This is a genomic window from Methylobacterium terricola, from assembly GCF_006151805.1.
Classification (GTDB): Bacteria; Pseudomonadota; Alphaproteobacteria; order Rhizobiales; family Beijerinckiaceae; genus Methylobacterium; species Methylobacterium terricola.
Genome location: NZ_VDDA01000051.1, coordinates 1 through 24,917, shown reverse-complemented (window position 1 = coordinate 24,917; position 24,917 = coordinate 1). Strand labels below are relative to the sequence as shown.

29 protein-coding genes and 3 pseudogenes are annotated in these 24,917 nt (G+C 61.9%); 15 read left to right on the top strand and 17 right to left on the bottom strand.

Annotated features, from left to right (window positions below; translation table 11 throughout):
- Nucleotides 1–116, top strand: a pseudogene (locus FF100_RS34865) (IS5/IS1182 family transposase); the annotation flags it as partial.
- A 64-nt stretch (nt 117–180) separates the two neighbouring features.
- Here FF100_RS34865 and FF100_RS34860 read toward each other — a convergent pair.
- The 6 genes and pseudogenes from FF100_RS34860 to FF100_RS34835 form a co-directional block, all read right to left on the bottom strand.
- Nucleotides 181–945, bottom strand: a complete 765-nt coding sequence (locus FF100_RS34860) for a Crp/Fnr family transcriptional regulator (protein WP_171070461.1) — start codon at nt 943–945, stop codon at nt 181–183.
- 160 nt (nt 946–1,105) lie between these two features.
- Nucleotides 1,106–1,659: pseudogene (locus tag FF100_RS38200) on the bottom strand (IS630 family transposase); the annotation flags it as partial.
- Between the two features lie 84 nt (nt 1,660–1,743).
- Nucleotides 1,744–2,670 (bottom strand): aldo/keto reductase, encoded by a 927-nt coding sequence (locus FF100_RS34850; protein ID WP_246102724.1) that lies wholly within the window; start codon nt 2,668–2,670, stop codon nt 1,744–1,746.
- 620 nt (nt 2,671–3,290) lie between these two features.
- A complete protein-coding gene (locus tag FF100_RS34845; protein WP_139040587.1) occupies nt 3,291–3,764 on the bottom strand; it encodes a Ros/MucR family transcriptional regulator in 474 nt (157 codons plus the stop codon).
- A gap of 183 nt (nt 3,765–3,947) precedes the next feature.
- Complete coding sequence (locus FF100_RS34840) at nt 3,948–4,484, bottom strand: Ros/MucR family transcriptional regulator (RefSeq protein WP_246102723.1); 537 nt, start codon at nt 4,482–4,484, stop codon at nt 3,948–3,950.
- 322 nt (nt 4,485–4,806) lie between these two features.
- The gene (locus tag FF100_RS34835) at nt 4,807–5,907 is read right to left on the bottom strand and encodes an RHE_PE00001 family protein (protein ID WP_139040585.1); all 1,101 of its coding nucleotides are present in this window, start codon (nt 5,905–5,907) and stop codon (nt 4,807–4,809) included.
- Nucleotides 5,908–6,084: 177 nt separating this feature from the next.
- On the opposite strand from FF100_RS34835, the gene FF100_RS34830 reads away from it, so the two are divergent.
- Nucleotides 6,085–7,257 carry a site-specific integrase gene (locus FF100_RS34830; protein ID WP_139040584.1) on the top strand — a complete coding sequence of 391 codons (1,173 nt, stop codon included), beginning with the start codon at nt 6,085–6,087 and terminating at the stop codon, nt 7,255–7,257.
- A 127-nt stretch (nt 7,258–7,384) separates the two neighbouring features.
- On the opposite strand, the gene FF100_RS34825 is transcribed toward FF100_RS34830, so the two are convergent.
- Together FF100_RS34825 and FF100_RS34820 are read right to left on the bottom strand one after the other, a co-directional pair.
- Complete coding sequence (locus tag FF100_RS34825; protein WP_139040583.1) at nt 7,385–7,840, bottom strand: hypothetical protein; 456 nt, start codon at nt 7,838–7,840, stop codon at nt 7,385–7,387.
- Between the two features lie 28 nt (nt 7,841–7,868).
- Nucleotides 7,869–8,288, bottom strand: coding sequence for a hypothetical protein (locus FF100_RS34820; protein WP_139040582.1), 420 nt, complete (start codon nt 8,286–8,288; stop codon nt 7,869–7,871).
- A gap of 185 nt (nt 8,289–8,473) precedes the next feature.
- Between FF100_RS34820 and FF100_RS34815 the strand changes: the two genes are divergently transcribed.
- From FF100_RS34815 to FF100_RS34795, 5 genes are all read left to right on the top strand, one after another.
- Nucleotides 8,474–8,719: a hypothetical protein gene (locus FF100_RS34815; protein ID WP_139040581.1), complete on the top strand. Its 246-nt coding sequence runs from the start codon at nt 8,474–8,476 to the stop codon at nt 8,717–8,719.
- Nucleotides 8,720–8,919: 200 nt separating this feature from the next.
- Nucleotides 8,920–9,420 (top strand): Ros/MucR family transcriptional regulator, encoded by a 501-nt coding sequence (locus FF100_RS34810; RefSeq protein ID WP_139040580.1) that lies wholly within the window; start codon nt 8,920–8,922, stop codon nt 9,418–9,420.
- A 299-nt stretch (nt 9,421–9,719) separates the two neighbouring features.
- The gene (locus FF100_RS38195; RefSeq protein WP_246102722.1) at nt 9,720–10,373 is read left to right on the top strand and encodes a hypothetical protein; all 654 of its coding nucleotides are present in this window, start codon (nt 9,720–9,722) and stop codon (nt 10,371–10,373) included.
- 105 nt (nt 10,374–10,478) lie between these two features.
- Entirely contained in the window at nt 10,479–10,814 is a 336-nt protein-coding gene (locus FF100_RS34800; protein ID WP_139040591.1) for a DUF3768 domain-containing protein, read from the top strand.
- A gap of 1 nt (nt 10,815) precedes the next feature.
- Nucleotides 10,816–11,205, top strand: a complete 390-nt coding sequence (locus tag FF100_RS34795; protein ID WP_139040579.1) for a hypothetical protein — start codon at nt 10,816–10,818, stop codon at nt 11,203–11,205.
- A gap of 14 nt (nt 11,206–11,219) precedes the next feature.
- Here FF100_RS34795 and FF100_RS34790 read toward each other — a convergent pair whose 3' ends face one another.
- Nucleotides 11,220–11,486 (bottom strand): helix-turn-helix domain-containing protein, encoded by a 267-nt coding sequence (locus FF100_RS34790; RefSeq protein WP_139040578.1) that lies wholly within the window; start codon nt 11,484–11,486, stop codon nt 11,220–11,222.
- A gap of 119 nt (nt 11,487–11,605) precedes the next feature.
- Between FF100_RS34790 and FF100_RS34785 the strand changes: the two genes are divergently transcribed.
- A complete protein-coding gene (locus FF100_RS34785) occupies nt 11,606–13,204 on the top strand; it encodes a hypothetical protein (RefSeq protein ID WP_139040577.1) in 1,599 nt (532 codons plus the stop codon).
- 150 nt (nt 13,205–13,354) lie between these two features.
- Here the strand turns inward: FF100_RS34785 and FF100_RS34780 are convergent, their stop codons facing one another.
- The 3 genes from FF100_RS34780 to FF100_RS34770 form a co-directional block, all read right to left on the bottom strand.
- On the bottom strand, nt 13,355–13,843 hold the full coding sequence (locus tag FF100_RS34780; protein WP_139040576.1) for a hypothetical protein: 489 nt from the start codon (nt 13,841–13,843) through the stop codon (nt 13,355–13,357).
- Nucleotides 13,844–13,944: 101 nt separating this feature from the next.
- Complete coding sequence (locus FF100_RS34775; protein ID WP_139040575.1) at nt 13,945–14,502, bottom strand: hypothetical protein; 558 nt, start codon at nt 14,500–14,502, stop codon at nt 13,945–13,947.
- Nucleotides 14,503–15,130: 628 nt separating this feature from the next.
- Nucleotides 15,131–16,015: a hypothetical protein gene (locus FF100_RS34770; RefSeq protein ID WP_139040574.1), complete on the bottom strand. Its 885-nt coding sequence runs from the start codon at nt 16,013–16,015 to the stop codon at nt 15,131–15,133.
- Between the two features lie 477 nt (nt 16,016–16,492).
- Here FF100_RS34770 and FF100_RS34765 point away from each other — a divergent pair, with 477 nt between their 5' ends.
- From FF100_RS34765 to FF100_RS34760, 4 genes are all read left to right on the top strand, one after another.
- On the top strand, nt 16,493–17,578 hold the full coding sequence (locus FF100_RS34765; RefSeq protein ID WP_139040573.1) for a hypothetical protein: 1,086 nt from the start codon (nt 16,493–16,495) through the stop codon (nt 17,576–17,578).
- Nucleotides 17,579–18,039: 461 nt separating this feature from the next.
- A complete protein-coding gene (locus FF100_RS37445) occupies nt 18,040–18,186 on the top strand; it encodes a hypothetical protein (protein WP_171070460.1) in 147 nt (48 codons plus the stop codon).
- Nucleotides 18,187–18,267: 81 nt separating this feature from the next.
- Nucleotides 18,268–18,441, top strand: coding sequence for a hypothetical protein (locus tag FF100_RS37440; protein WP_171070459.1), 174 nt, complete (start codon nt 18,268–18,270; stop codon nt 18,439–18,441).
- Between the two features lie 125 nt (nt 18,442–18,566).
- On the top strand, nt 18,567–18,863 hold the full coding sequence (locus FF100_RS34760; protein WP_139040572.1) for a hypothetical protein: 297 nt from the start codon (nt 18,567–18,569) through the stop codon (nt 18,861–18,863).
- Nucleotides 18,864–19,261: 398 nt separating this feature from the next.
- On the opposite strand, the gene FF100_RS34755 is transcribed toward FF100_RS34760, so the two are convergent.
- Together FF100_RS34755 and FF100_RS34750 are read right to left on the bottom strand one after the other, a co-directional pair.
- A complete protein-coding gene (locus FF100_RS34755) occupies nt 19,262–19,753 on the bottom strand; it encodes a GNAT family N-acetyltransferase (protein WP_139040571.1) in 492 nt (163 codons plus the stop codon).
- Between the two features lie 99 nt (nt 19,754–19,852).
- Nucleotides 19,853–20,392, bottom strand: a complete 540-nt coding sequence (locus tag FF100_RS34750; protein WP_139040570.1) for a recombinase family protein — start codon at nt 20,390–20,392, stop codon at nt 19,853–19,855.
- Between the two features lie 290 nt (nt 20,393–20,682).
- Between FF100_RS34750 and FF100_RS34745 the strand changes: the two genes are divergently transcribed.
- Complete coding sequence (locus FF100_RS34745; protein WP_246102721.1) at nt 20,683–21,537, top strand: ParA family protein; 855 nt, start codon at nt 20,683–20,685, stop codon at nt 21,535–21,537.
- Entirely contained in the window at nt 21,537–21,935 is a 399-nt protein-coding gene (locus tag FF100_RS34740) for a hypothetical protein (RefSeq protein WP_139040569.1), read from the top strand. The genes FF100_RS34745 and FF100_RS34740 overlap by 1 nt, the downstream gene beginning before the upstream one ends.
- A gap of 90 nt (nt 21,936–22,025) precedes the next feature.
- Here FF100_RS34740 and FF100_RS34735 read toward each other — a convergent pair whose 3' ends face one another.
- Nucleotides 22,026–22,721: a hypothetical protein gene (locus tag FF100_RS34735; protein WP_139040568.1), complete on the bottom strand. Its 696-nt coding sequence runs from the start codon at nt 22,719–22,721 to the stop codon at nt 22,026–22,028.
- 610 nt (nt 22,722–23,331) lie between these two features.
- Between FF100_RS34735 and FF100_RS34730 the strand changes: the two genes are divergently transcribed.
- Nucleotides 23,332–23,541 (top strand): hypothetical protein, encoded by a 210-nt coding sequence (locus FF100_RS34730; protein WP_048435927.1) that lies wholly within the window; start codon nt 23,332–23,334, stop codon nt 23,539–23,541.
- A gap of 695 nt (nt 23,542–24,236) precedes the next feature.
- On the opposite strand, the pseudogene FF100_RS34720 reads toward FF100_RS34730, so the two are convergent.
- Nucleotides 24,237–24,482: pseudogene (locus FF100_RS34720) on the bottom strand (recombinase family protein); the annotation flags it as partial.
- A 302-nt stretch (nt 24,483–24,784) separates the two neighbouring features.
- Nucleotides 24,785–24,917: SDR family oxidoreductase (locus FF100_RS34715; RefSeq protein ID WP_139040567.1), on the bottom strand; the 133-nt coding region annotated here is incomplete at its 5' end.

Below are 24,917 nucleotides of genomic sequence, written 5' to 3'. Positions count from 1 at the left end.
TCAACCGCGCCCGCCGCTTGCCCGTCCGCTACGAACGCCGCGCCGACATCTACGAGGCCTTCACGTTCCTGCAGGCAAGCCTCATCACCCTCCGCCAGATCAGGCGGTTCTGTTAGGCGCTCTTAGTTCAAGATCGCCCAATCAGGACCGATCGCTTCATGCCGTGCACGGTGGTGATGTTCATTGAAGCCGCGCGACACCAGATATGATCCGCCGTCTTTCGGCAGAGTACAAATTTTGCGGAAGATGGAGATAGCGCGTATCAAAATCAGAGAATGTATGAAGCCGATTTAGATCGGGAACAAAGAGGGTCTTATTTCTCAGAACGATCAATCCCTCAGCACGAAGTGTCTGGAGGACGCGGTTAGTGTGCACGACAGAGAGACCTGCGGCATCGGCCAGATCAGCCTGCGTGATAGGGAACTCGTAGCTGTCGGAAGTCGCCAATCCAACTACCTGAAGACGAGCCAGCAACTCACAGAGGAGGTGGGCAATCTGCTTTTCCGCCGAGCGGCGTCCCATGCTGACCAGCCACTCGCGTGAGATTGCCTCGTCCACGAGGTCAGTGATGTGGAGCGCACCTGCAATAGCCGGGTGATCCGATGTGAGCATGCCGAGATCCTGCCTCGACACCACCGCCACGTCGCAGCGAGTGACGGTGGCCACGGCATGATCCATACGGCCGAGGAGCGGAGCGTAGAGATCGCAGGTGTCACCAGGGACGAGATAGGCGATGATTGCTCGCCCGCCGTCAGGAAGGATCCTGTATCTACACGCAAAGCCACTTCGGATAAAAGTTATGTGATCAGAGGCTTTGCCCTCCTCGATCAGATCCCGATGCGCCATGACGCGAACTAATCTTGCGCTCAGCTGGTGCAACGCCTTCCTGTCATAGTCTGATAGGTGGAAGCGTGTTTCGATCTTCTGGATGAGGGGGCTCAGCATCTGCCCTCCTAGCACACGTGCCTGTGCCGGGTTCTTAGAGAATTCCATGCTGCCAAAATAAGCCCGAGTGCACAACCGGCGGGTGCACGTTTCAACACGGGTGCTCAAACTCCAAAACCGATCGCTCACGGCCTCGGCATCGTGTTCTCGCCTTTTCGGCTGGCACCGCCGCCTCGATCTCGTCCAGGATGCCGCGGAACTCGCTGGCGCGGTGACGCGGGTAGCATTGCCCGATCACGGTGCCGGCCTTCACGTCGAGGGCGGCAACAAGCCGGTGGTGCCGTACCGGGCATAATCGTGGGTACGCTGCTCCGCCTGTCCGGGCCGGAGCGAAAGCAGTGGTCGGGTGCGGTCGAGGGCCTGGACCTAGGACTTCTCGTCCATGCACAGCACCAGGGCGCGGGTCGGCGGTGCCAGGTAGAGCCCGACGATATCCCACACCTTCTCGGCAAACAGCGGATCGGTCGAGAGCATGACGGTCTCGGACCGGTGTGGCTGCAGGCCGAACGCTCGCCAGACCCGCCCGACCGTCGTGCCCGACATCCCCTTGACCTTGGCCATGCTGCGCTGGCTCCAGTGACTGGCGCCCTGCGGCCGCTCGGAGAGAGTGCGCTCGATCAGTTCGGCGACTTGCTCGTCACCGATCCGGCGCGGCGCGCTCGGACGGGGCTCGTCGAGCAGCCCGTCCGTGCACTGACGGGCGAAGCGCTCGCGCTACTTGCCAAACAGCGACCTCGTTGGTTTGGATCGCGTCGTGACGCACCACGGCGCGAGTTGTCCCGAGGTTCTCGTCCGCCGTCAGCTCCGCGACTTCAGCTCGCTGCGCGCCCGGGCGATGAGCCCGGGATAGCTCTTGCCAGGGTACCACGGCATCTTCGGCAGATCGGCGAAGCCGGGCAGGGTCTCGACGTGGCGCCGCATGCGCTCCCGCATCCCTGCGTCCGGCAGCGGCCCGTAGAGGGCCCCCATGTTGTCGATGGCGTGGGCCGGGTTCGCGGTGGCCGGGATCGCGCAGGTGATCGCAGGGTGGGCGATCACCCACTTCAGAAAGAACTGCGCCCAGGACCGTGCCCCGAACTCAGCCGCGAAGTCCGGCAGGGGCTGGCCCTCGACGAGCTTCATCAGCCGCGCCTTCTCCAGTGGCATGTTCACGAGCACCGCGGTGCCCTTGGCCTGCGCCGCAGGTAGCACTCGCTCCTCGGCCCGCCGCTCCAGGATCGAGTAGTGAACTTGCACCATGTCGAGATCGCCCTTCTCGACCCAGTCGGCGAGGATGCCGAAGTAGGCGGGCTCGTGGTGGGTCGCGCCGACGTAGCGGATCCGACCTTCCTTCTTCCACGCCTTGAGCAGGGGTACGATCACGTCGACGTTGACGAGGCTGTGGCACTGGAAGGCGTCGATCTTCTCGCGCCACAGGCGGAGCTGTGACTGCTCCATGCTCCGGCGCGCGTGGCTATCGTCGCCCAGGAACTCGCCCGTCGACCAGATCTTGTTGGTAATGAACATGCCCCGGTCGAGGCCGAGCGCCGCCTTGAACGCCCCGACATTGACCTCGCTCGCCCCGTAGAGCGGCGAGGTATCGAACACCCGCGCGCCGCCCTCCCAAGCCTGCCGGACAACCTCCTGAAGGTGATCGCGGGGCATGCCGGGCAGGAGGTCGAAGGTCTGGTAGGTACCGAGCCCGATCGCCGGCACGCTCTCGCCGGTGCGGGGGATCGCCTTCATGATCGGGGAGGGGCCAGAAGGTGTGCCCCCTGCTGGTCTGTCGGCTGCATTCGCTGGTCTGGCCAGTGCCGCGGCCGCGAGGCCGGCCGCTCCCTGCATGACTTGGCGCCTGCTGGCGCCGCTGCCGGTCGTGTCTCGCATATCGTTGGGCACCGCTGCGTCGGCTGAGCTCAGCCGTATCAACTAGCACCGCTCCACGCGATTGCCAGAGGTCCCTTGCCGGGGATCCAAGGCAACCCGAATTAGATAGTCGTAGAGCATCCGCAGTTTCAAAAGCAGCCTGATGCGAACGATGACCTCTGCGTCTCGCTACGGCTTGCCTACTGGAACGGGCCCCCGCGTCCCCTGTGGCTTGCCCTAATGGTACGGTCCAGGTTGGTGTCGGGCCCGCTCCAAAAAATAGGTTTTAATTCCTGGATCGACCTGGGGTCGCACGCCTAAGACCCAAATAGACCAAGACCCCGGGATGATCGATAGTCGGCGGCGGCTCTCTTGGCCGTGGCATCGAAGCGAACCCCGAGAGCTCAGGCTGATGCTCAGCTTAACCGACAGACCTCGGCCCAAGCCCCTGTCGCCCGGCTCTGCGTGATGCTCGTCTACAGGAGGTTGCTCAGAAAGCTTCAGGCTGCCCTGCGCGGACGGCCCAACCCGCTGCTCTTGGCAAGCTCGGATCGCTGGGCGGCGTAGTTGGCCGCGACCATCGGGTAATCGTGCGGCAAGCCCCACTTGCGCCGGTAATCCTCAGGCGTCAGCCCACGCGTGGAGAGATGCCGCTTCAGCGACTTGTACTGCTTCCCGTCCTCCAGGCTGATGATGTAGTCCGGAGTTACCGTCTTTTTGATCGGCACTGGCGGCGTGAGCTTCTCCGGCTCGACGGAAGCCGGCTGTCCCAAGTTCGTCAGCGAGGTATGGACCGACGCAATCAGGTTCGGCAGCTCCGTAACCGGAACGGAGTTCTTGGACACATAGGCTGCCACGATATCGGCGGCGAGCTCAACGAGAGTGGCCGGAAGGCCTTGTTCTTGCTGCGACACTGAAAGCTTTCCTACCGTATGGCTCGGTTCAAGAACGAGCGACGGCAGCGTATCGAACATCGCACCAAGCCGCACAACCCTGAAGAGGCGGGCGCCTACCTGATCCAGGGGATGACGACATCCTCGAGGGCGAAATAGATGCCGATCAAGGCGATCATCAAACCTCCTGCAACAAGGAACACACTCGAGAGCGACAGCGTGCGACGGGCACGCTGTCGCCGCCACGGGTTCGTCGGATCCACGTCACTCGGCTGCGCTGGTCTCGGCCTTCTTCGGTCGGCCGCGGCGTGCAGGCTTTGCATCCATGGATGCGGTGACGACCGGATCGGGCACGGCCCGCTTCTCGGCCGCCTTCTTGGCAGCAGCCCGATCGCGCCGGAGTTGGCCGAGACCGAGGCTCTTGGCGAGTTCGGAGCGCTGAGCCGCGTAGTTCGCCGCGACCATAGGGTAGTCGCGGGGCAGGCCATATTTCTGGCGGTACTCGTCCGGGGTAAGGCCGTTTGATGTCACGTGCCGCTTGAGCGACTTGTACGGCTTGCCGTCAATGAAGCTGGTGATGGCGTCGGGCGTGACGGACTTGCGGATCTGGGCCGGTGTGACCTTGTGATCCTCAGTCGGTGTGGCGGCAGGCTGGCCGAGCGTGCTCAGAGAGGCATGCACCGAGGCGATCAGCTTCGGGAGTTCAGCGGCCGGAACGTTGTTCCTCATTACGTAGGCCGAGACGATGTCGGCTGCGAGTTCGATGAATTCAGACTGTTGGGCTTGGGTCGCGTCTGACACGTAAATTCTTTCTGATGTGAGGATCCATCCAGATCCGAACATCGAGAAATTTATGAGGGGTCGCCAGCGTTGGGCAAGTCCCTGCCGGCGTGTGATCCCCGATCGTTTGAAGCGTTCTGTCGTTCATTAGCTCGTCACGAGGTCTTGCTGCAGACACTCAGGGGCGATGTCTGCGGCTGCGAGCGTCGTGGATCTCTAATGCACTGACGCCTTCAAAAGGTACACAGCACGCCTCGAATTCCTCTGTGATCGCAAGCAGTTGGCTGAGAAGCGCATGGCACGTTTGTTCGTGTCAGTGCACTAGCCCCTCGTAGCATCCGGCTCACAGGATCCCCCAAGCCCGGTATCGTTCACGTCCGGTGAGTTCGCGCAGGCCGAGTTCGGCCACGAGGGTCTGGGCGGCGCGGGGTGTGACCCCGAGTTCGTCTGCGATGGTGGTGGTCGAGACCAGGGGCCGGGCGAGCACGAGGTCGATGAGACGGGGCAGGCTGGAACTCTCCCTCCTGCCCCGCACCTTGAGCAGCAGCCCCTCGCGCGCCAGCATCCAGCGATCGTGATCCCTCATGCCCTGCTCGGCACCCGCGGTGACAGCGCCGAGGACAGCCAGCCAGCGGGTCAGCGGGTCGCGCATGAGCCAGCGGTCGCGCGGCACGCGGCGCAAGGCGCTGGCGAAGGCGGGCAGGTGGTGTCGGGCCTTGTCGCGGGCGCGCAGGAGGTCGGCGGCGAGGAGCGACCCGAGCCATGCGCGGTGCTGAAGCGGTTCGAGGGCGGCCCAGGCATCGTAGGCGAGGGTAGCGGCAAGGATGGGGGGCAGGGTGCGGGTGTCGGCGACCACTTGGCGCCAGTTGCTGAGGCGGTCGGTCTCACCCCAGGCTGGGTCGTAGAGCAGCGGCGATTTCTCCCTCACCGCGCTGGTGTCGGCGAGGAGGCGGTTCGAACGGGCGATCAGGGCGTCGATCCCGGCGAGCTCGGCTGCGAAGGCGTCGTCGACGCCATCGAGGTCCCCCTCCCCGTTGGCGGCGTCGACGGGCAGCGCGGCTGGCACCGGGACTGCGTCCTGATCCGTGGCCCCGTCCGGATCCTCGGACAGGGCGGCGAGGCCGGTGGGGCTGGTGGCCCAGCCGGGCTCGACGGCGGCGATGCGGCGGCGGGTGCGCAGGACGGCGTGGGCGCGGGTGAGCCCTTGCGAGGGGGCGTGCCGATCGCGACCGGCGTCGTGGAGGACGAGATCCTCGAGGAGGACGAGGTCGCCCTGGAGGGCGAGGCTGGCGCAGGCGTCGGAGAAGTCGGTGCGGGCGCACCAGCCGTGGCGGATGGGGCTGGTGGCGAGGAGTTGGTCGAGACGGGCCAGGGCGTCCTCGGCGGCGGCGAGGGGTGAAGCGAGGCTGGCCCAGGGGAGTGGTTCTGGTAGGTGGTAAACCATTGCCTTGACTATATTAGTGAGCCTTCACGGAAGTGAAAGGGCATTTGGCTTCGCGCACCTGTATGAGGATACGGCTCGCGTTCTGACCATTGATAATGACCTCTTATCGATGGTGATAGACGTAGGTTCACAAATCGGCTTGAATGCGATCCATATCCCCTCGGAAGCCCGCCCGCGATGTCCGATCTCCCCCCTGCCCTCCCCCCGGATCCGACCCTCGCTCGGGAGCGTGACCTCGACGCCCTCGCCGGACTTCTGCCCTTCGACGCTCGCGAGCGACTGGCTGTCCTCCTCACCGACGAGGACGCCGCCACCCTCAAACACCTCGCCCGCTCCGGCATGGGCGCCAACACACTGCGGGCGCTCGCATCCGACCTCGGCTACCTCGAGGCCTGGTGCCTGGCTGCAACCAGCCATCCCCTGCTCTGGCCTGCCACCGAGGCTCTGGCGCTCAAGTTCGTCGCCCATCACCTCTGGGATCCGGCCGAGCGCGAGAGCGATCCCCGTCATGGCATGCCCAGCGCGGTCGAGGATGATCTGAGGGCCCGCGGCCTACTCCGTGTCGCCGGACCGCACGCGGTCTCGACCGTGCGTCGGCGTCTCGCCCACTGGTCGACCCTGCACCGCTTCCGCGGCGTCGAAGGTCCCTTCAAGGCGCCGCGCCTGCGCACCGCCCTCTCTCTCGCCGTCCGGGCCAACCGGCGGCCCCGCGCTCGTAAGAGCCAGCGGGCTGTCACCGCCACGGTGATCGAGACGCTGCTCACCACCTGCCTGTACGAGCATCGGCTGGTCGACGTGCGCGATCGTGCGCTGCTGCTGGTCGCCTTCGCCTCGGGGGGGCGCCGGCGGGCAGAGGTTGCAGGCCTGCGGGTCGAGGACCTGGTGCGTGAAGCTCCCGTGCCGCGCGATCCGGCCGACCCGGACAGCCCGACCGTGCCGAAGTTCACGATCCGGCTCGGGCGCACCAAGACCACGACGGCGGAGGATGATGCCCGAGTGGTGGTGATCGGGCGTGCTGCCACAGCTTTGTTCGACTGGCTGGCGCTCGCCAAGATCGAGAATGGGGCGGTGTTCCGGCGCATCGATCGCTGGGGTCGCCTTGGATCGGCGGCGCTCGATCCCCAGAGCGTGAACGCGATCCTGAAGGCGCGCTGCGTCCGTGCCGGGCTCGACCCGGCCCTGTTCTCGGCGCACGGGCTGCGATCAGGGTTCATGACCGAGGCTGGGAGGCAGGGCGTGCCGCTGCCCGAGGCAATGCAGCTGTCGCAGCACCGCTCGGTGCAGCAGGCGGCACGCTACTACAATGAAGCCGAAATCGATAAGGGAAAGGCCGTCCGGCTCATTGGATGAGAAGGTATGGGTTCGAGTTTGGGGGAAGTGGACGCGCCTTCATAGGCTAGCAGTCCCTACCCGCCAGTGGGACCCGCGCCACACTACTCGACAGGAATTTTCTTGCGCCTGCCAGGACAAAAATGCTTCAAGCAGTTTGCATCCCGAACAGGTCGAGCTGGTGAGTGCTGGGCAATCTTCGCGGCCGGCCGCGTGGCCTTGGCGCAATCCTAAATGGCGGCAGCTCCTGACCTGGTTTGCCATGTAGTACGGCTCCAACAATCTGGCAGCCGTCACCATGATGCAGGAGGTACAGGCGATGAGTGCCGGCTCGCAGGATCTCCTGACGCAGCGGCTCGCTGGTCGGCAAGCGGGCCAATGCCGCGAGCAGGCAGGGCAGACCGGCCGAAGCGACTTCCATGGCGCGGTACTCGATCTCGCGCATCCCCCAGCCTTGGCGAGCGGCACCCGCGATTGTTGCGGGGAAAGGGTTGGCAGCGAATGCCGTGTCCGCGTCGCGGATAAAGGCTGCGAGCCGGTCGCGCTCGACGATGTGACAGGCCGTCAGAAGTGCACCAATAAGCTGGCGCTTGGTCACGGGCATTGTCTCGGTGGGTCTCACTTCGTTCAAATCACCCGACCAGGACGTCGCCCAGATCGGCGTCTCGAGTGCGGCTCGGCCATGCGAAATTCTGCTCCCCAACAAGCACGGACGGGTGCGCTGACGAGGCCAGCTCGATGGTTGTGGTCCACAGCCGCCAGGGAGCTGGCACTGGCAGGAGCTCTGCCTCATTCAACATGAGCTGGGCTTGGCCATCCCGTTCTGCCACGAGCCGAAACGGCTGCTCAGCGGCAGGTCCGATCAGCACGACGGTCAGAACGTTGCGGCCGGGCTGCAGCCAGGGGGTGACGTCGTAGCTGAACCCGTCCTCAGAGGGGTCGAGGCCTTCGATCGCCGGTTGCGTGACCGCGTAGGTGTTCAGGCTGACCACTGCGCGGCCCCCCGCGCCCGACAACGTCAGGCGGAGCCGCTCTTCCGCTCGCATGTGCATGATTGGCCCCGCTTCAAGCGTAGCATTGGCCGTTTCGCCGGTTTTCCACAACGGGAACGAGCCGTGAACGGCAACGAAGCGTTAACCATGTTGCGGCGACGCCTTGAGCTACCGGATGTGGGCCCAAGTTCTCATAGCGGCGGATGGCGACGAGGTGGGGCAGGCCCCATCCATGGGAGACCCTGATGACCTATACGCTCGTGCGTCTCGCCTCCGGGAGCTATGACGTCGACCTGGATGGCGGCATCATTGCCAGCCTGGTGCTCGAACCCAAGCAAGGCCGCTCCGCCTCGAGGTGGCACGTCGAGTTGCTCGAAGCGACCCCGCGTGCGAAGCGGCCAGCCCCGTTCTCGGATCAAACCCATACGTTTTCGAGCTTCGAGGAGGCTGTGAGCTGGCTCGGTGTGAAGGAAGTCGCGCCGGGTGAATAAGGGTGATCAGCCGCAGCCAGCGCCATGATTGAGGCGGAAACGCACCTCACAGGTGGCATGAAGCGTGAAAAATTTGCCTACTTTCTGAGGCAGAAGCGCTCTGATCAGCGCTATTCTTAAATGTAAGTGCATCATTTGTGGCATTGACGTGTCTCAAGGTCTCTGCTTTCAATCATTCTTTCTCAATATGAGAGAGATAAATGAGCGAGATTGAAACTCAGGCGCTCAATCCGATCGAGCGCACCAGCGATATTATCTCGGCCTACATGGCCAACAACGTCGTTCAGCCCTCGGCATTGCCAGATTTGATTGCGTCAGTGCATGCTGCCCTGCAGAGCATCAGCAGTCCGCCTCCCGCCGAGCCCGAGAAGCTGGCACCACCCATCCCGATCCGCAGGACGGTGACGCCCAGCCACATGATCTCGCTCGAGGATGGCAAGCCGTACAGGACACTCAAGCGCCATCTGTCCAGGCGGGGCCTCACACCGGAGCAGTACCGCGAAAAGTGGGGGCTGCCCCGCGACTATCCGATGGTGGCAGCGGATTACGCTAGCCAGCGATCCGAGCTCGCGAAGAACTCTGGGCTTGGCCGGCGCCGAGCAGGGGGTTCCGCCCTCAGCAAGTCGGCTGAACCGGATGCCGAGGTAACCGATAAAGCGACGAGACCTAGCCGATCACGCAAGACGAAGACTAAATCCTAGTCGTAATCGGACGCCTTATAAAGAGTGTCATGCAATATTAACAGCACCTTTGATTTTCACGTCTTAACTAAGATATTGACTTATCTGCATTTATGTGCGATATTGATGTTGTTGATTAGCCGATCGGTGCGCCGCACTGACGCTGATCAACGTGAGCCATGGAGCCTATCAATGCACCAGCGACCACCCTCCCTCGCCCAGCGTCGACCACCGCCGCTGCCACGCCAGTGCGCTCTCCACTTCAGCCTCTCCGCCAAGGCCCCCGCTCCGGGGGCCTTCTTCGTTTCAGGAGCCTGCCGATGAGCGCCAAACCTGCTCCCCAGCTCGTCGCCGAAGTACCTCTGCGACCGATGACGCCCGCCCTCGTCCTGTTCGGGCGTGATGATGCCGGCCGGCCTCGGGCCGCCTGGTTCGATGTCAGCGAAGTCAAGCTCGCAACGCAGGCGGCCGAGGTGATGAACCTCCGCATGTTGCCGCTCGCCGACGATGAGCAGCGCGCGTTCGCCGATCAGTTCACCCATGGCCGAGTGTTCAGCAGCGGTCGCGCCTTCGTGCCCTACGTCCGGCGCGAGCTCTTCCCCCGGCTCCTCGAGTTCGCCGGCGTTCGAGCGGACCCCGACGCCCCGAACCCGGCCACAGCGGCTAAGGTGGGCCCGCCAGCGACCGCGAACACACCGGCGAGCGGGACGCCCCGTCCACCGGCCGCCCCTCAGCCCCCCGCCCCGCCTAGCCCGGGCCCCTTCGTCGGGCACAAGCTGCCCCAGGACCGCGACGAGATCGGCCTCGGCAGCGTCGTGCTCGCCCACGAAGGGCCCGACGAGGGCTGGTGGGAGGCGGAGGTGATCGGGATCAACGGCGCCGTCCACTCGCTGCGCTGGCGCGACTACCCCACCCAAGCCACCATCCTGCGCCGGGCCGACGAACTCGCGCTGCTGCCGCCCGGCAAAGCCTAGCCTTTCCATGCCCCGCACCCGAGCCACACAGGGTGGCTCGGGTGCCCAACGGCAGGCGCCTCTGCGCCGCCGCTCACCCTCCTTCCGACATTTGAGGCTCTCATGCTGACCACCGTCCTCGACGTGGATCGCACTCGCGCGCTCAACGACATCCTCCGCCGCTCTCTCTCGGGCGGCCTATTAATGCTGACCGCTGGCGTCATCGCCCTCGGCCGCGAGCGGCAGCAGAGCATCCTCGACGCCATCGCCGCCTACGACGATTTCACCCCCGACAACGACCCGCGAGGGGAGCACGACTTCGGCGCGCTCGAAGTTGCGGGCGAGCGGGTGTTCTTCAAGATCGACTACTACGACCGCGCGATGACGGGGCACTCCCCGGATCCGGCCGATAGCAGCATCACGACGCGGATGCTGACGGTCATGCTCGCCGGGGAGTACTGACATGGCCGGACGCAGACTGGCGGCCTCCGCCATTCCCACCCCCGGGCCGTGGCTGGTGCGCGGCGCGGCGGAACTGGGCGCCCCGCCCCCGCAGGCGATGCTCGGGGTCGAGCCGGCGGCCGAGGACCGCCCGGGCGGCTGGCCGTACTTTATCCGGCGGGATGGGCCTGTCGAACCTGGGGGCTGCCCGTTGCACATCGCCACCGGCATTCAGCGGCTGGCCGACGCCCGGCTCATCGCGGCCGCCCCGGACCTCGCCGCGACGCTGCTGCGGCTGCTGACCGCCCCCGCGCTCGGCGCCCGGGATCTCGACGCTCGCACACGCGACGCAATCGACGCAGCATGGCCGCTCTTGATCAGGGTCGCCCCGCAGCTGGAGATCGGGTCATGAGGCCGGGCTAGAGCTCACCCCGCCTTTGCACGCCGGCCGGCCCGCAAGGGCCGGGGCTGCTCCGCCCCAGGCTCGGGCTCGATGAGCAGGGTTGCGACCGGCACCGCCAGCACACGGGCGATCGCCTCCAAGGTGATGATCGTCACGTTTTCCGAGCCGCGCTCGACCCGGCCGACATAGGCCCGGTCGATGCCGGCCGCGAGCGCCAACCTCTCCTGCGACAGCCCCTGCTCGACCCGCAGGCGCCGCAAGTTCCAACCGATGATCGACCGCGCGTCCATGGCCCCACAGGGCCACAGCAGCGGCTTGACAATCGACGGCCTGACAATCTCCTATTTGTCCGGCTTGGTCGCGGCGCCCGCCCCCACCCTCACCAACATTCCCGTTCCGGAGATCCGAGATGACGCTTCACGCTCGTGGGCTCGCGCTCACCACCGGCATGCTCGCGCTCATGGCGCCCGCGGCCCAGGCCAGCATCATCACCGACTTCCTCGACCGCATCGGCGGCTGCCGCAAACCATTGAGCCAGAGCTTCTCCTACGAAGTCTCGCCCTACACCCCGAAGCCCTATGGCAAAGCCCTCGCCGACTGGACCGACCAGGACGTGGCCGACTTCCGCGCCTACTTCCTGGTCTGCCAGACCCGGCGGCCGGATTGGCAGAGCATGGGCGAGGACAATCGCCGCGACGCCATCCGGGTGATCGATACGACGCTGGCCGAGCTGCGCTACAAAGTCGGTGACGCCCGTGCGACAGCTGCCAAGCAGCGGGCCGATGCCGCCTACGAGGCGGAGCGGCGGCGGCGCGACGACGAACAGCGGGCGGCCGAGGCCGAAGCGACGGCGCAACGCGCTCAAGCAGAGCAGGCGGCAAACGCCGAGCAGGGGCACCGCAACGACGTGCGACAGAAGGCGCGGCAGGTCCTCACCGACTTGCTCGCTTTCACGCAAAACGAGCTCGAGATGCTGCCGCCCAGGCAGAAGCTCGAGCGCCTCGACGGCTTCATCGCGCGTATGCAGGAGGTCGGTCGTGAGGCTGGCGATGCGCCAGTGGCCAAACCGCTGCTGACGATGCTCGATCAGACCATCGCGCTCCGCAGCCAGATCGCGCGAGCGCAGGCGAGGGACATGCCCGCGGCGCGGTCACAGGCGGAGATAGGTACCCGCTCAGGTCGAGACGATGGCGCCTACACCGATTACGAGTGGCTGGGACAGCGGGGGATCATGGCGATGACGAACCCCCTGCAGCGGGAGGAGTATCGCGCCTCCTTGGCTCGCGGCATCGACTTCAACGTCGGGGTCAGCGCCATCGAGCCGTCGGCGTCGGGGTGGCTGGTGCAGCTCTCGGGCCGGCTCGGGGCGGCGGGTACCCCCGGCCAAGGCTTCTTCTGCCGGGTGAGCAACGGGGATGCAGCGAGCTTGGCTGTCTTGCGGGAGATCGCGCCGCCCTACGGCATCGTGCATGTGGCCGCGCCCGATGCCGACGAGTTTCTGATGGAAAGCCGTCCGCTGCGGATACGCGTCGTGTTCAGCCCTTGCCGGATCACGTCGCCGTCAAACGGCACGAACCGCCGGTCGACCGCAGAACGCTCTGAGCTGAGCTCGGCGCCCCCGGCCGGGCAGGCGAACCGCGATGAGACGCGAGTTGAGACCCGTGAGCCGGTCGCGCCGTCACCCGCCGGGCTGCTCTGCACGAGCCGCCCGCCCCGCAACGACGCGCAACGAGCAATGGCGCATCGCCTCCGGCGGGTCTGGGCCATTCCCGAGGCGCTGCGGGCTGATCCGAGCTTGCTGCTGACCTTCTCGGTCACGCTCAACTTCGATGCCGAGCTGACCGCACCACCCCAGCTCGTGCGCTCGCAAAGCCAAGCGGCAACGCCGGGACAGATGCAGGCCGCGGTCGAAGCGGCACGTCAGGCGATCCAGCAGCAGGCGCCGTATACCGAACTGGGGTCATATGCCGGAGGGATGATGCAGGTGGATCTCACCCCCTGCGATTGATGACGCTGGGGCCAGGCATATCGCGCCTGACCCCCTCTGATCCCACGCGGGATGTTTGGTCCTCCGTTCGCGGCTTAAGAGAGACTACGGAGACGCCGCACTACTTGCCGAGAACGCTTTGGCGGCCTGCCGCGAAAGGCAGGAAGGCTTTCAGCGCGTGTAGGTACCCCCCTTGAAGAAATGTACCACCGGTTGATGTTGGACAATCTCCGTGTCCAAGCGTAACTGGACAATATCAAGAGCATCATTGACCGAAATAGCCGTGTTCCATTGCTTTCCAACCATATTAAGGCGCACCGCTTCATCCCAGTTTGCTAATGTTCCCGGCCCGACGTTGTCGATGAATTTGGAAGCGTGGACATGGTCCAGGCGCGCGAAAAACAAATCGGGAATGGTAAGGCTCATCAATGCACCGATACTCTCGCAAGCTGGAGGCATAGACAAAATCAAGGCATCAAACACCTGGCTTCTAACTTCCCAAATGAAGTATTGTTGACCTTCTGCGTTTTTAGGTACTTTCATCCCTGCAAGACGCAGTTCATCCATGCGATCACAGAACCGCATATACACCTCAACAAGAGTCTTCGGCCTGCGAGGCAGATGCTTCGGCTCGTCAAGATCCTTCCATCCGTACATCATTGCTGTTCTCCTCTTCGGTCTTGGGGTAGTCAGGGGCATTAAATGGGTCAGACGCACCCATCTAAAACTGACGGTATAGCGGTGAGCGGGTCACGATTAGGTCACCAGTGCCGCGCGGCTCGACAGGTCCGGCGCAAGATGTGGCAACCAATACCGCCAGCCAGTACCAGATCAGGCAATTGAAGTTCGTGCATGGCAGCGTATAAACGTACGGTGTTCACACCATTGAGCGGACCACGATACTGCTGCAGCGACTCACTCTCGCGTTTCGCTAATTGGTACTGGTGCATAGGTGTTTTCGCGACGTACCAAATCATCTGCAGCAAATCGCCCGTGCGCACCGGTCGAACATCGACGCCAGTGGCGTAGGGCAGGTACGCTCGAAACCAGGGACGCAGGTCTTCGGCCCGGCGCTCGAGCCGCTCGCGCGAGGTGTTCCATACGAGGGCGTGCATGTGCCACAGCATGAACCGCGGCACGCCAGCAACGCGTTGAGTAGACACATAAAGAGCAGGTTCGATCATGCCAAAATAATCGAAACCGCGCAAAGCCCCTTTATAAGCATCTCGCAACTGGTCATGCGATCGACCCCGATTTGAGATGCCTCCAAAATCTGGATCAGGAGCATCGACGATTTGATGCCGATCGATGATGGTCACAAAGTACACAGTTTGATCGGTGGTCCAACCTGGACCTGAAGCTCCCAATTCTTCGGCTAGCCCTCCACCATACGTACGCATCCAGAGCTGGCGGGCTCGCGGATTATGCGATCTAAGCTCACCCGCGCGGCTAGGGCGAAGTCGATCCAACTCGATCTTTGTACTCGTGAAAATACGTTGATGACGGCCATGCAAAGCGCGAACGAGATGTTCGCCCCTTGACTCTTCGCGATCAGAAAACAGCCTGAACTCCGACCTTTTCAGCACAACCATCACAAATCCCGCCATACAGAGACATGATGTATGTATTTACCGATTTTCTCTGACGGCTGAATTTGAGCATTTCGCGCGTAATTTGAGACATTACGGCCTGCAAAATAGTTTCTTCTTGTATGTCTGGCTTGTTTTTCGATGCTTTATTTTAGCGTTTACTACTGGATATATGTGGCTTAATATCATGTTTGTGTGTAGTCAGTAGCAACTTCACTACTATGTCATAACAGCTCACATGATGATAGTTGTATGTGCATGATCGTATATACAAGCAGTTTATTCGTGAGAAAGCCGGAGCAGTTGATTACTCCGGCTTTCTATTATTGAATTATCTGCCGATTTCTATTTTTCTATCTTACGACATCTTGAGGAACTTGCTCAGTCGGAAACGGTACCAATCTTCTTCCTGTCCGTCACAAACCAATTCGATCCTCCGTCGCATCCCATCCTTGAGGGCAAAAAGGCGCTTGCGCTGCTTGGCGTCGATCTCAATTTCTATGGTCGCGCGTCCCATGGGATCGAAGCCACGTCGTTCGATTTTGTCATCCTCAACAGAATTTTCCCGCTCCCACCATTCAGGATCCTCCTCCAAATCTACTTGCTTATTTTGTTGAGAATTGTTTCGGGTAGGATTTTTTTCAGAAATACTCCTATTGCTCACTTCATTTTCATTGGAATCCTTATGAAACTGCCCTTTCTGTTCTTTTTTATTGCCCGGGACACGGCTGTCGCTGACCGAGCTAGCTTCTGACGCACCAGGAGCGGCTTTCGAGGCTCGCTTTGCAAGCTTTTCAATACCCCCAGCATCTTCGATAGTTTCTACAAGCTTATCTACACGTACATTGTCATCCATCAGCATTTTAAGCGCTCTAACGTAGGTACAAGCGCGATCCTTGCTGGTCCTACTAGTTGATTTCCAGACATAGAAGGCAACATACCGAAGTATTTTTGTTTCATTTGCATCAGCGCGCGGTGATTTCGGGAAGTTTTCCCAGAAAGGCTGCTTAATGAATTTTGCCCACTCCTTGGGTTTGCTCATCATCACTTTGGCGATTGCATAGATATAGAGGCAGCTGTTCAACCGAGCGGGCCGCCAGCCGTCCTTATCGGCCTCATACTGCGCTTGCGCGTTTTTAGAAGCGCCCAGCGTATCTGAGGATATCTCACGCATGAGCTCCGAATTATCAGCCAATTTCCTCAGCTTTCTGGGATTTTTGGCTTTTTTGGTCGGTTTTTTCACTGGATCAAATCCTCCTAAAAATACGGGATTCCCGTATTTTGGTGTTGAGCTGGCATTAAAAGTCGCAGAAACGCGAATTTGGGCGTTTCTTCCGCGCTCAGTGCCAAACGAATAACGTCCAGCATAGAGCGATATCTATGGATCATTTCCTGCTTTTACGAATTCTTTCGCCGCAGGAAACGCTGATTCACTTTTCAAAGAACGAAGTAGCCGCTTTTTCTGTTGTGTTCTTGTCTCGGCTGATACTGAAGATAGGCTATGGCGGGTTGGGTGGCCATTTATGCAGGCAAGCGTGCATAGGGAGACTGATGAGGCGAAGCGGCGTAGACTGAAGTGGCGGAGGCCTGCAAAGTCGATTGAGCCTTGGCAAAGGCTTCGCTGGCATTGCCTTGCTGACGCATCACGGCACGACGGCGACAGCAGCTCATTCAGGCTGAGCGGACTCTGGCTTCTCTCGTGCCGTGATCTTGTCTCAAGATGGCCAAGCATGTGCGTGATCGTGCACGAGACAGGGCTGTCTCGAACAGCTCGGGTTCACGTACAAATTTCATGTACAAAACAGGCTGTGCAGTAATGTCAGACGATACGTATAATCTCAATCCTCCGGAGAACTCACTTGAGCAATCATGGTATGCATTTCAGGAAAAAATCGGAAAGAATTTTCCGTCTGAGAAAGTAGGTAGTAAGAACTTCTTTGATTACGCTTGGGATAAATTTGATATACTAGAAATTATTTCCATACTTTGCTCTGAAGATAAATCTTATTTTGGGCATAAAGAGGTGTTATATGCCGGCTTTATAACCTGGATGATATGCGATTATAACACAAAAATGATACGAAACTCTATGAGTTTGACTGCATCATTGTGCCTCGATTCTGCTGAGCGAGCTGCAAGAGATAAATATAATAACATTGGTCAGCTAGGTGATATCTTTGTACGGATGTTTTTAATCGGACCAGATTTCTTCAATCAAATTTATTACCCTATAGGCGGCGTATTGCAGATAGCGCGCACCACATCACGCCGGACATTTCGCAAACAACTAGCCAAGGAAAGCTTGAGAAAAATTTGCGCAAATGAGGTGATAAGAATATATCACCACCATGTTGACAATCTGTCGCATGATAAGCAATTTGGAAAACCTAGTCTGAACAAAGCCGCTCCATTAGTTTGGGAAGTTTCTGGACTATCTCAAGAACTTCCGGCTGGAAGAAAAATCAAAACGGCTTGGTATTTAGCAAATAAATCTGCTGCGCTCTCATATGCAGCGTCTTCAATAATCGTCGATAAAGATAAAACGCTTTTTGAAGCAATTTGTGAGGGCAACTCTACCTGGCGGAAACACGGAAAATATTTTGACGAGTGGTTTGGTCGAGCGCGATATGCGGTCGAGCATATTCTAATGAACAGTTCTGAGCAGAATACCGCAAAAGATAATTTGTATTTGGTGTCACATGTTGACCCGATCCCTTTTGCGAATAAGCCATATCCTCAAATATATGCCGAAGAGATTGCTCGAACTTTTAAAATTAAAAAAGTAAGGAAGACTGAAAGTTCATAACACAATAAAATTTATCGTAAAATGATCTCGTCGACCGATCCTATACGCATTTTACAGAAGAATTTGGGGTAAACAATAACGATCTGTGATGGCTGGTTGGGCTTAAAACACAAGGTATAGTAGGCTGCCGCAGCACGTAGGCCTGCGGAGCCGCGTGGGCGGACCAATGGCTCTATGAGCGGGTGTAGCGCAATGCGAATGCGCCCAGCCGCCGGCCCCTAACACCACGCTGGATCCTTGTCCCCGACATCCCCGTCGCGAAGCGGGCCAAGGTCCGCCTGCGCGACTTGTCGCCCAATAACGGGCTCCACCTGCAGGGAGTCGCTGTCATGCCCCCCGGCAGCCGCCTTCGCGAACCGCTTGATAGGCACCTGGGCGAGCGCGGCGCGCGCTACTGCCCCCGGGGCGGACCCCTCACGTCGATCACTGCCACGCCGATCGAGGCGGGCGATGTCCCGTACGTGAACACCTACAACTTCAAGGCTGTGCCCCGGGGCCGGGCGAGCTTCGACGACGTCCTGGTCCTGCGCCCCTCCCCGGCCGAGCTTGACAGCAAGCCGCGGCCTGCAGCGGATCCCTGGCGGCACCCCGTCTTCATGCGGGAGTAGCGGAATTCGATCCCGCTTGAAGGTGGGAGGGTACTACTGAGGGCGGGAGGCGCCCCCCACACTCAAACATGATGAACCCAGGTGTCATACCTGGACTGTGATGAGCGCATCGTGCGCCGATGGGCCGCCGGGGACGGCGCGATCCCGGCCGAACTTGCGGCGTGGCTCGAAAAGCTCGCCGCGGTCCACGAGGCCGCGCCACCGCCGACGACCTGGCGCAGGCAACGCCGGCCGGCCACTGCCGCCGAGGCGTGAGGGCTCCCGGATCGTCCGGCAAATGTCGAACTCCGGCTGGATAGGCAAGCGGAACACGATTGTATTGTCTGCGTTGGAGTAAGCCTGAGATTTTCCCGTATCCTATGTAGGCATGGAGGAGAGCCGTGGCTGAAAAATTTTGGGGCGGCATCTTCGAATATGCCGCAACGGTGCCTGTTTTTTGCATCACGAGTCCACTGCTGGTGGCAGTGGCTACAACCGAAATAGTCGCTGGTAACAAGGCGGGCCATAAGGTTGCTGATGGCATTGGTATTGCATTAAAGCATACTGGAGTGGGTATAGTTCTAGAAAATATTGTAACTGGTACTGTAAAATTTGGCGACGAGCATAATAAACTAATAAATGATACCGTCGTCGGTACGGTAGTTGGAACTCTAGTTGTAAAAGTGCTGGGCGGTTAGCGTATCCAATGAAGTAATTTCCTCGCAACTCCTCTCGGCCTCTTTCGCGCTGACGATACGCAATGGGGGCGGCACGTCGTCACTCGAGTCGAAGCGCAAGATACGTTGGTCGAACCGTCCGATAGAAAGGAATTTCACCCCTCCCGGTCGCGATATGGAACCACCCGCCGATCGTGATGCGCGCCGTGTCGCAGGGCCAAGGCCCTCGTGCGGCGCGCGTTTTCGTTGTGGCGTCGCAGGCTGTGGGTAAGTTCCATAAATGGACGTTCCGCGAACGAGAACGGCTGCCCAGTTAAGGACGGCCGTTCAGTCTCACCCGCGACCGGCGAACCCTCGTCCGGCCGAGAGGCGAAGCCCCTACTCGACCGTTGACCCTGCAGACAGGGGCTCGAAAATCACTACTCAGATTTTTCGACCTTCATTAGGTATTGAAAGGCATTATCCCCAGAATTTCCATCAACTACATTAATACGATTAGGCGATATAGTCGCCTCAGCAACGCGTTGCGACGCAATATTGTTTGCGTGAATGATTGCCTCTATCCAGAATGGTGCTATTCCGGCACGTGAGAACCCGGCTCTCATTTCGGCGATCGCTGCGCGAACAATTTCTTTGGCTCGCCCCTGCCCCCTATGCGTCTGCGGCACCGCCACTCCCGCCTGAAAACAGGGCCGCCCTTCGATGAATTCCGCCGGTGTGAAACTGACGAAGGCAGTTACAGTCCTTCCCTGCAAACGGACATAGCTGAGCCGCATGACACCTGGAGCCGGTTGATCACCGTGGAGGAACAGCTTCCTATCTGTTGAGCAGGGCTTGACGTCAATTATCTTGCGCTTGAACATTTCCTGAAATGACGTTAGGCCATCGGTAGGGTCAACCATTGCCGGCATAAGGCTTACTCCCGCATCAGATTTTATATCCTTGTACTACACCTATCGGCAGGTCCAGCAATAATATCAAGCGCGGCCGAAACGGGCATCCTCTGGTTCTTATTTTTTAAGCGCTCGATAGACGCTCGCCCGGCCGATCCCGAGCTGACGCGCGATCGCCGATGCGCCCTTCCCCTCCCCTATCAGCGCCCGCACGGCCTCCGGATCGACCGTGCGGGCCCGCTTGTAGACGCCGAGCGCCTTCGCCTTGGCGATCCCTTCCGCCTGGCGCTCGCGCCGGAGGTTCGTCTCGAACTCGGCGAACACGCCGAGCATGTCGAGGAAGGCCTTGCCGGCGGCGGTCGACGTATCGATCGGCTGCTCGGTCGCGAGCAGCCCCGCCCCCTTCCCTCTCAGCTCGCGCACGATGTCCTGCAGATCGCCGATCGAGCGCGCCAGGCGATCGACCCGGGTGACCACGAGCGTGTCGCCCTCCCGAATGAACGCCAGCACCGTGCGCAGCTCATCGCGACCGACGGTAGAGGAGCCGGACACCTTCTCGGATCGGATGATGTCGCAGCCCGCCCCCTTGAGGGCCGCAAGCTGCACGGTGAGGTCCTGGTCAAGGGTGCTGACGCGCGCGTAGCCGATCCGGGCCATAGAATGTCTCGTAGGGTCTAGATGATCCCTTGTAGCTGTCTCACGGGCCGTCCGACAACCCTGTGAGACAGGGTACAGGCGTCTCACCGTGGCTGCCTCGCAGGGTTGTTCCCGGTGGACAGGGGTGCGGCGTTCGAGGAAACGGATCCGGGCCGGGAACCATACCAACTTGATCAAATGTACATTTGGTCGCGCGCCATTCCGACTTAATGTAATAAAAATCATCAAGGCGTGCGCCGTTACGGTTATCTTCACTGGCGCCCATGATGGCGCCATTACAAGGCGGCGCTGTGGCTGAAGCCATGATGGGCGGGCGCCCGTACGCCGTTTCGCCTTTCCCTGCGCGCGCCTTCATGCTTTGTTGTGATTCCGCCCTTACGCCTATCCGGGCGCTCGGGCGTGCGCCTGTCCGCTTACCCGCCCAAGCCGGCATCCGCCCAGGCCGGCGCCCGCCCATCCGTGAAGGAGCCCTCATGCCTGTCGTCAGCCTGTGCTCGACCAAGGGAGGCGTCGGCAAAACGACGCTCGCGATCTGCCTCGCCTCGGCCGCCGCCCAGCGAGGCGCGGGCGTCGTCATCCTCGACGCCGATCCGAACGGTCACGTGCGCGCTTGGCGCGAGGCGGCCGACCGCGAGGGCAGGGGAGGGGGCGTCGACGTGATCGCCGGGGTTACGGAAGCGACCATGCAGGACCGGATCGCCGAGGCCGTCGAGCGCTATACCCTCGTCGTGATCGACCTTGAGGGCGCTGCGTCGAAAGCCGTGACCTTCGCGATCGCCGAGAGCGACATCGTCGTGATCCCCTCGGGCATCTCGGGCATGGACCTGCAGGAGGTGTTCCGCACGCACGCCGAGGTGAAGCGGGCCGAGAAAATGCTGCGCCGGCCCATCCCGGCGCGCGTCATCTTCACCGGCATGGCGACGATCGCGAGCCGGGTCGCCAAGCACGCGCGCCAAGAGGTGATCGACGCCGGCATTCCGGTGCTCACGACCGAGACGATCCGGCGCCCGAACGCCTACCAGTCGATGCACTTCAACGGCCTGACGCCGCTCGAGCCCGACGGTGACCCCAAGGCCGCGGCCGAGATCGCCCGCGCGCTCGACGAGATCCTCGCCGTCATCACCCCGTCCGAGGCTGCCGCCTGATGTCCACGCCTGCGAAATCCATCCCGCTCGGCCGCGCTCCGCGCCCGCGCACGAACCCCGAGGATCTCGCGCAGCTCGTCGCTGGCGGGGCCGAGGCCGGGTTCGCCCGCCCGCTCGCGCCGCCGCCACCCGAGCCTGTCGCGGAGCCGGCGCCTGTCACCACCCCCGCCGCGCCGCCGCCCGCGGCTGCCGCCGCCCCGGCGATGTACGACGGCCCCGTGAGCCCGTTGCGGCTCGAGGTGCCCGATCTCATCTGGCTCGCGCTCAAGATGGAATCGGCCAAGCGCAAGGTGTCGGTGAAGTACCTCGTGATCGAGGCCCTCGCCGCGAAGGGCTACGCCGAGGGGCTCGACCTCTCGCTCGTGCCGGAGGACGGCCGGCGCAACACGAAGCGCTGATCGCCTCGACCCGCTCCGAATCCCTCACCGAGCGCCGGATCCTCACCAGGGTCCGGCGTTCTCGATTCCAGGAGTGGCACCAGTCTCAGGCTAGAATCGGAACCCCGCGGCCGGGCGTCTTGCCGGTCCAGAACTCGAATCCCCCCTCCGATAGCCCTTCGCGACCTGCCCGCGAGCCGCCGTTCTCGATTCTAAAGAGGAAGAAGAATCCTGAATCCCCGTGGAGGGAGTCGGTTTGCACCCTGTCGGTCGACGACGTTGGAGCCAGGTGGCCCACTCCTTCGAGAGGACGCGTACGAGGTTCGTCTGGTGCTTCTGGCCCTTGCGGGGGCGCTCGGTGATGGAGACGAGGCCGTCGCTCTCAGCCAAGCGCAGGGCCATCTGCGCATGCCGGTGGCAGACACCGGCGCGTGCCGCGATCTCGGCGATCGAGAGGCCGCACACGCCGCGCGCGGCGATCTCCTCGCCGACGATGAAGAGCACGGCCCTCTGGCCTTCGGTGTAGCGGCGGGCGAGCGGCTCGGGCAGCGGGCTCGAGCCGCCGAGACCCCGGCGGCGCTCGCGGCTCTTGGCGCGATCCGGCGAGCGCTGGCGGCGAGGAGCGAACCGGGTGATCCGGGCTGCCGTCGGCGCGATTGCGGCGGCGAGGACTACGCCGGGCAGGGCGGGGGCCGCGGGCGAGGCCCGGCCGGCGGTGCGCCGCGCCTCGATCGCGTCGTCGAGCTCGCCCGCTTCGCGGTCGTCGATCAGGCCGGCGCCGTTCAGCGCATAGAGCTGGTCGCGCAAGGCCGGCAGCATCGCCGGCAGCGCCCGCGCGATCGCGTCTTTCATCTCGGCATAAGTCATCGGTCGGCCTCGTGATGAGGCCGCGGCAGATCGAGCCGGGTCACGCGTGAGCGCGCCCAGTTCCCGGCAAAGCTCCGCCGATGTCGGAAAACGGGTTTCCGATTGACAGAGACAGCGATTTCAGGGACGATCAGTCTTGCATACGACTTGGATCGGCCCTTCGGGGCTCCAGACCCCTGCTAAGGTTGGCGCCTTAGCGGGGGTCTCGCTTTTTCAGGGTCTCACTGCGGCGGCAGGTGTCTCCAGGTGATGCGACTCGGGCTCAGGACGCGAGCCGCGGTAACTTACATCCAGGCACGGATTAACCTTCGCCGTCAAATCTCGGGGGATGAGCGGGGCGCTCGTGCACATCGCAGAGGCCGTTGGTGGCTCTGGGCTGATTTGCCTCGTGACCAGAGGCCGTGCACGTAAAAGGGACCTGTCGCAAACGAGAACGGACGGCGGTAGATCACTGCTGACGTTCGGCCGCCTCCTCGGCGGCCACCAGCTCAGGAATGCGAACCGGGAAGTGGCTGGGAAGTTGGTGATCACCAACTCCAGGAGCACGCCAATGATCGACCCGACGAAGAGCACCGACCACGACAAGGATCACCCTCAGGACCCTGGTAAAGCGAAGGCAGATCTCGCTGCGGCCAGCGCCCCCGGTCAGCGGAAGCCGGGCGACGATCTTGAGGAGCGGCAGGATCAGCTGCTCGACCAGGCCGTCGAGGAAACGTTTCCGGCCAGCGACCCGATTTCGCCGAAGCGGATCACCAAGTAGCGACTCGTTCCAGGTGACCTCACGGCGCCTGGCCAGAGATGTGCAAGAAAGTGCCACCTGCCCAGGCATGGCGCACAATTGCGCTTGAGACGGGCAGGGGAGCGCGCTAAGACCTTGCTCCCGGACAGAAAAAAGGCCGCCCATGAGAGCGGCCCGAAGTCCAGGGAGGAAACGCCCATGAGGGCGAACAGGGCCGCGACGCCATCGCGGCCGTGCATGGGGTATGTATCCCACGCTTTTCCGCATCGCACCATACGACCTATGTCCCAGGAACCATGCGCACAATGCATGGGTGCGCTAACCATTTTTACATATCTAGGTTGTATATCACCTGGCCTTATTAAAACTGGAACAGGTTATGGTCTGAGGAGCAGATCACCTGTCGCTTTGCGCAGTCGATAGGTGAACCAGCGCTGGCGCCGGTGCTCCTCGTGGTGGTGCAGGATGTGGCAGCGCCTTAAGGTTCGTCGGCTCGTTGCTGCCGGAATCGTGGTCGAGATGGGCGCACGCCAGGTACACGCGGGTCAACTGCACCGTCGTGTCGGCCGGCAGGGCTCCGGCGGCGCTAGCTTGAGCTGCCGCCCTTCGCCATTGCGCTAGGCATCCGCCTGCGCATCTCACCAACGTCCTCACCGAGGTGGACCACCAGCTGGCTGTGCGGCCAGGCGCACTGCTCGCAGCAGCCCTTGGCCCGCCCGAAGCCCGTCGATCGTGCGCATCATCTCCACCAGAGAGCGCCTGAGGCGATCAAGCTTCCAGACCATCAACACGTTGTCGGGGCGGAGATGGGCAAGGGCGGCCTCGAACTCTGGACGCTTGGTGCCGTCCTTGCCGGATTTCTCCTCCTCGAAGATCCGCTCGCAGCCAGCGCGTGTGAGGGCGTCCCGCTGCGGGTCCAGGATCTGGTCGAGGGTGGAGACGCGCGCGTAGCCAACAAGCAGGTCAGCATAGCCCCGTTTTCTTATAATAGATTTCCTACCCTATTTTCCTTACACGAACGGGGCCGTTTCGGGGTACCGGAAAGAGGTCCGGCGCACCTGTAAGGAAAACGGTCGTTTTTCTTACAGGTAGCCCCGAGCGGCGGAAGACCGCTCGGAGTGGCAACCGGTCCTTGGCATTCCATCCGGAAGCCAACGTTCCGCATCCAAGCCAACCCAGTCACTGTTGTGGGGAGCAGGCATCCCGAAAGCGGCTGTCCGGTGCGCTCACAGGCACCGAACGGCCCGTGATCTGTGGCAAAACCTCAGGCCCCCATGGTCATTACGGAGCCGCCGTCGACCCTGAGGAACTCGCCGGTGATGAAGCTGGCGTGTTCCGAGCAGAGGAACGTAACCGCGGCGGCGACCTCTTCCGCCCGGCCACGGCGCTTGGCGACG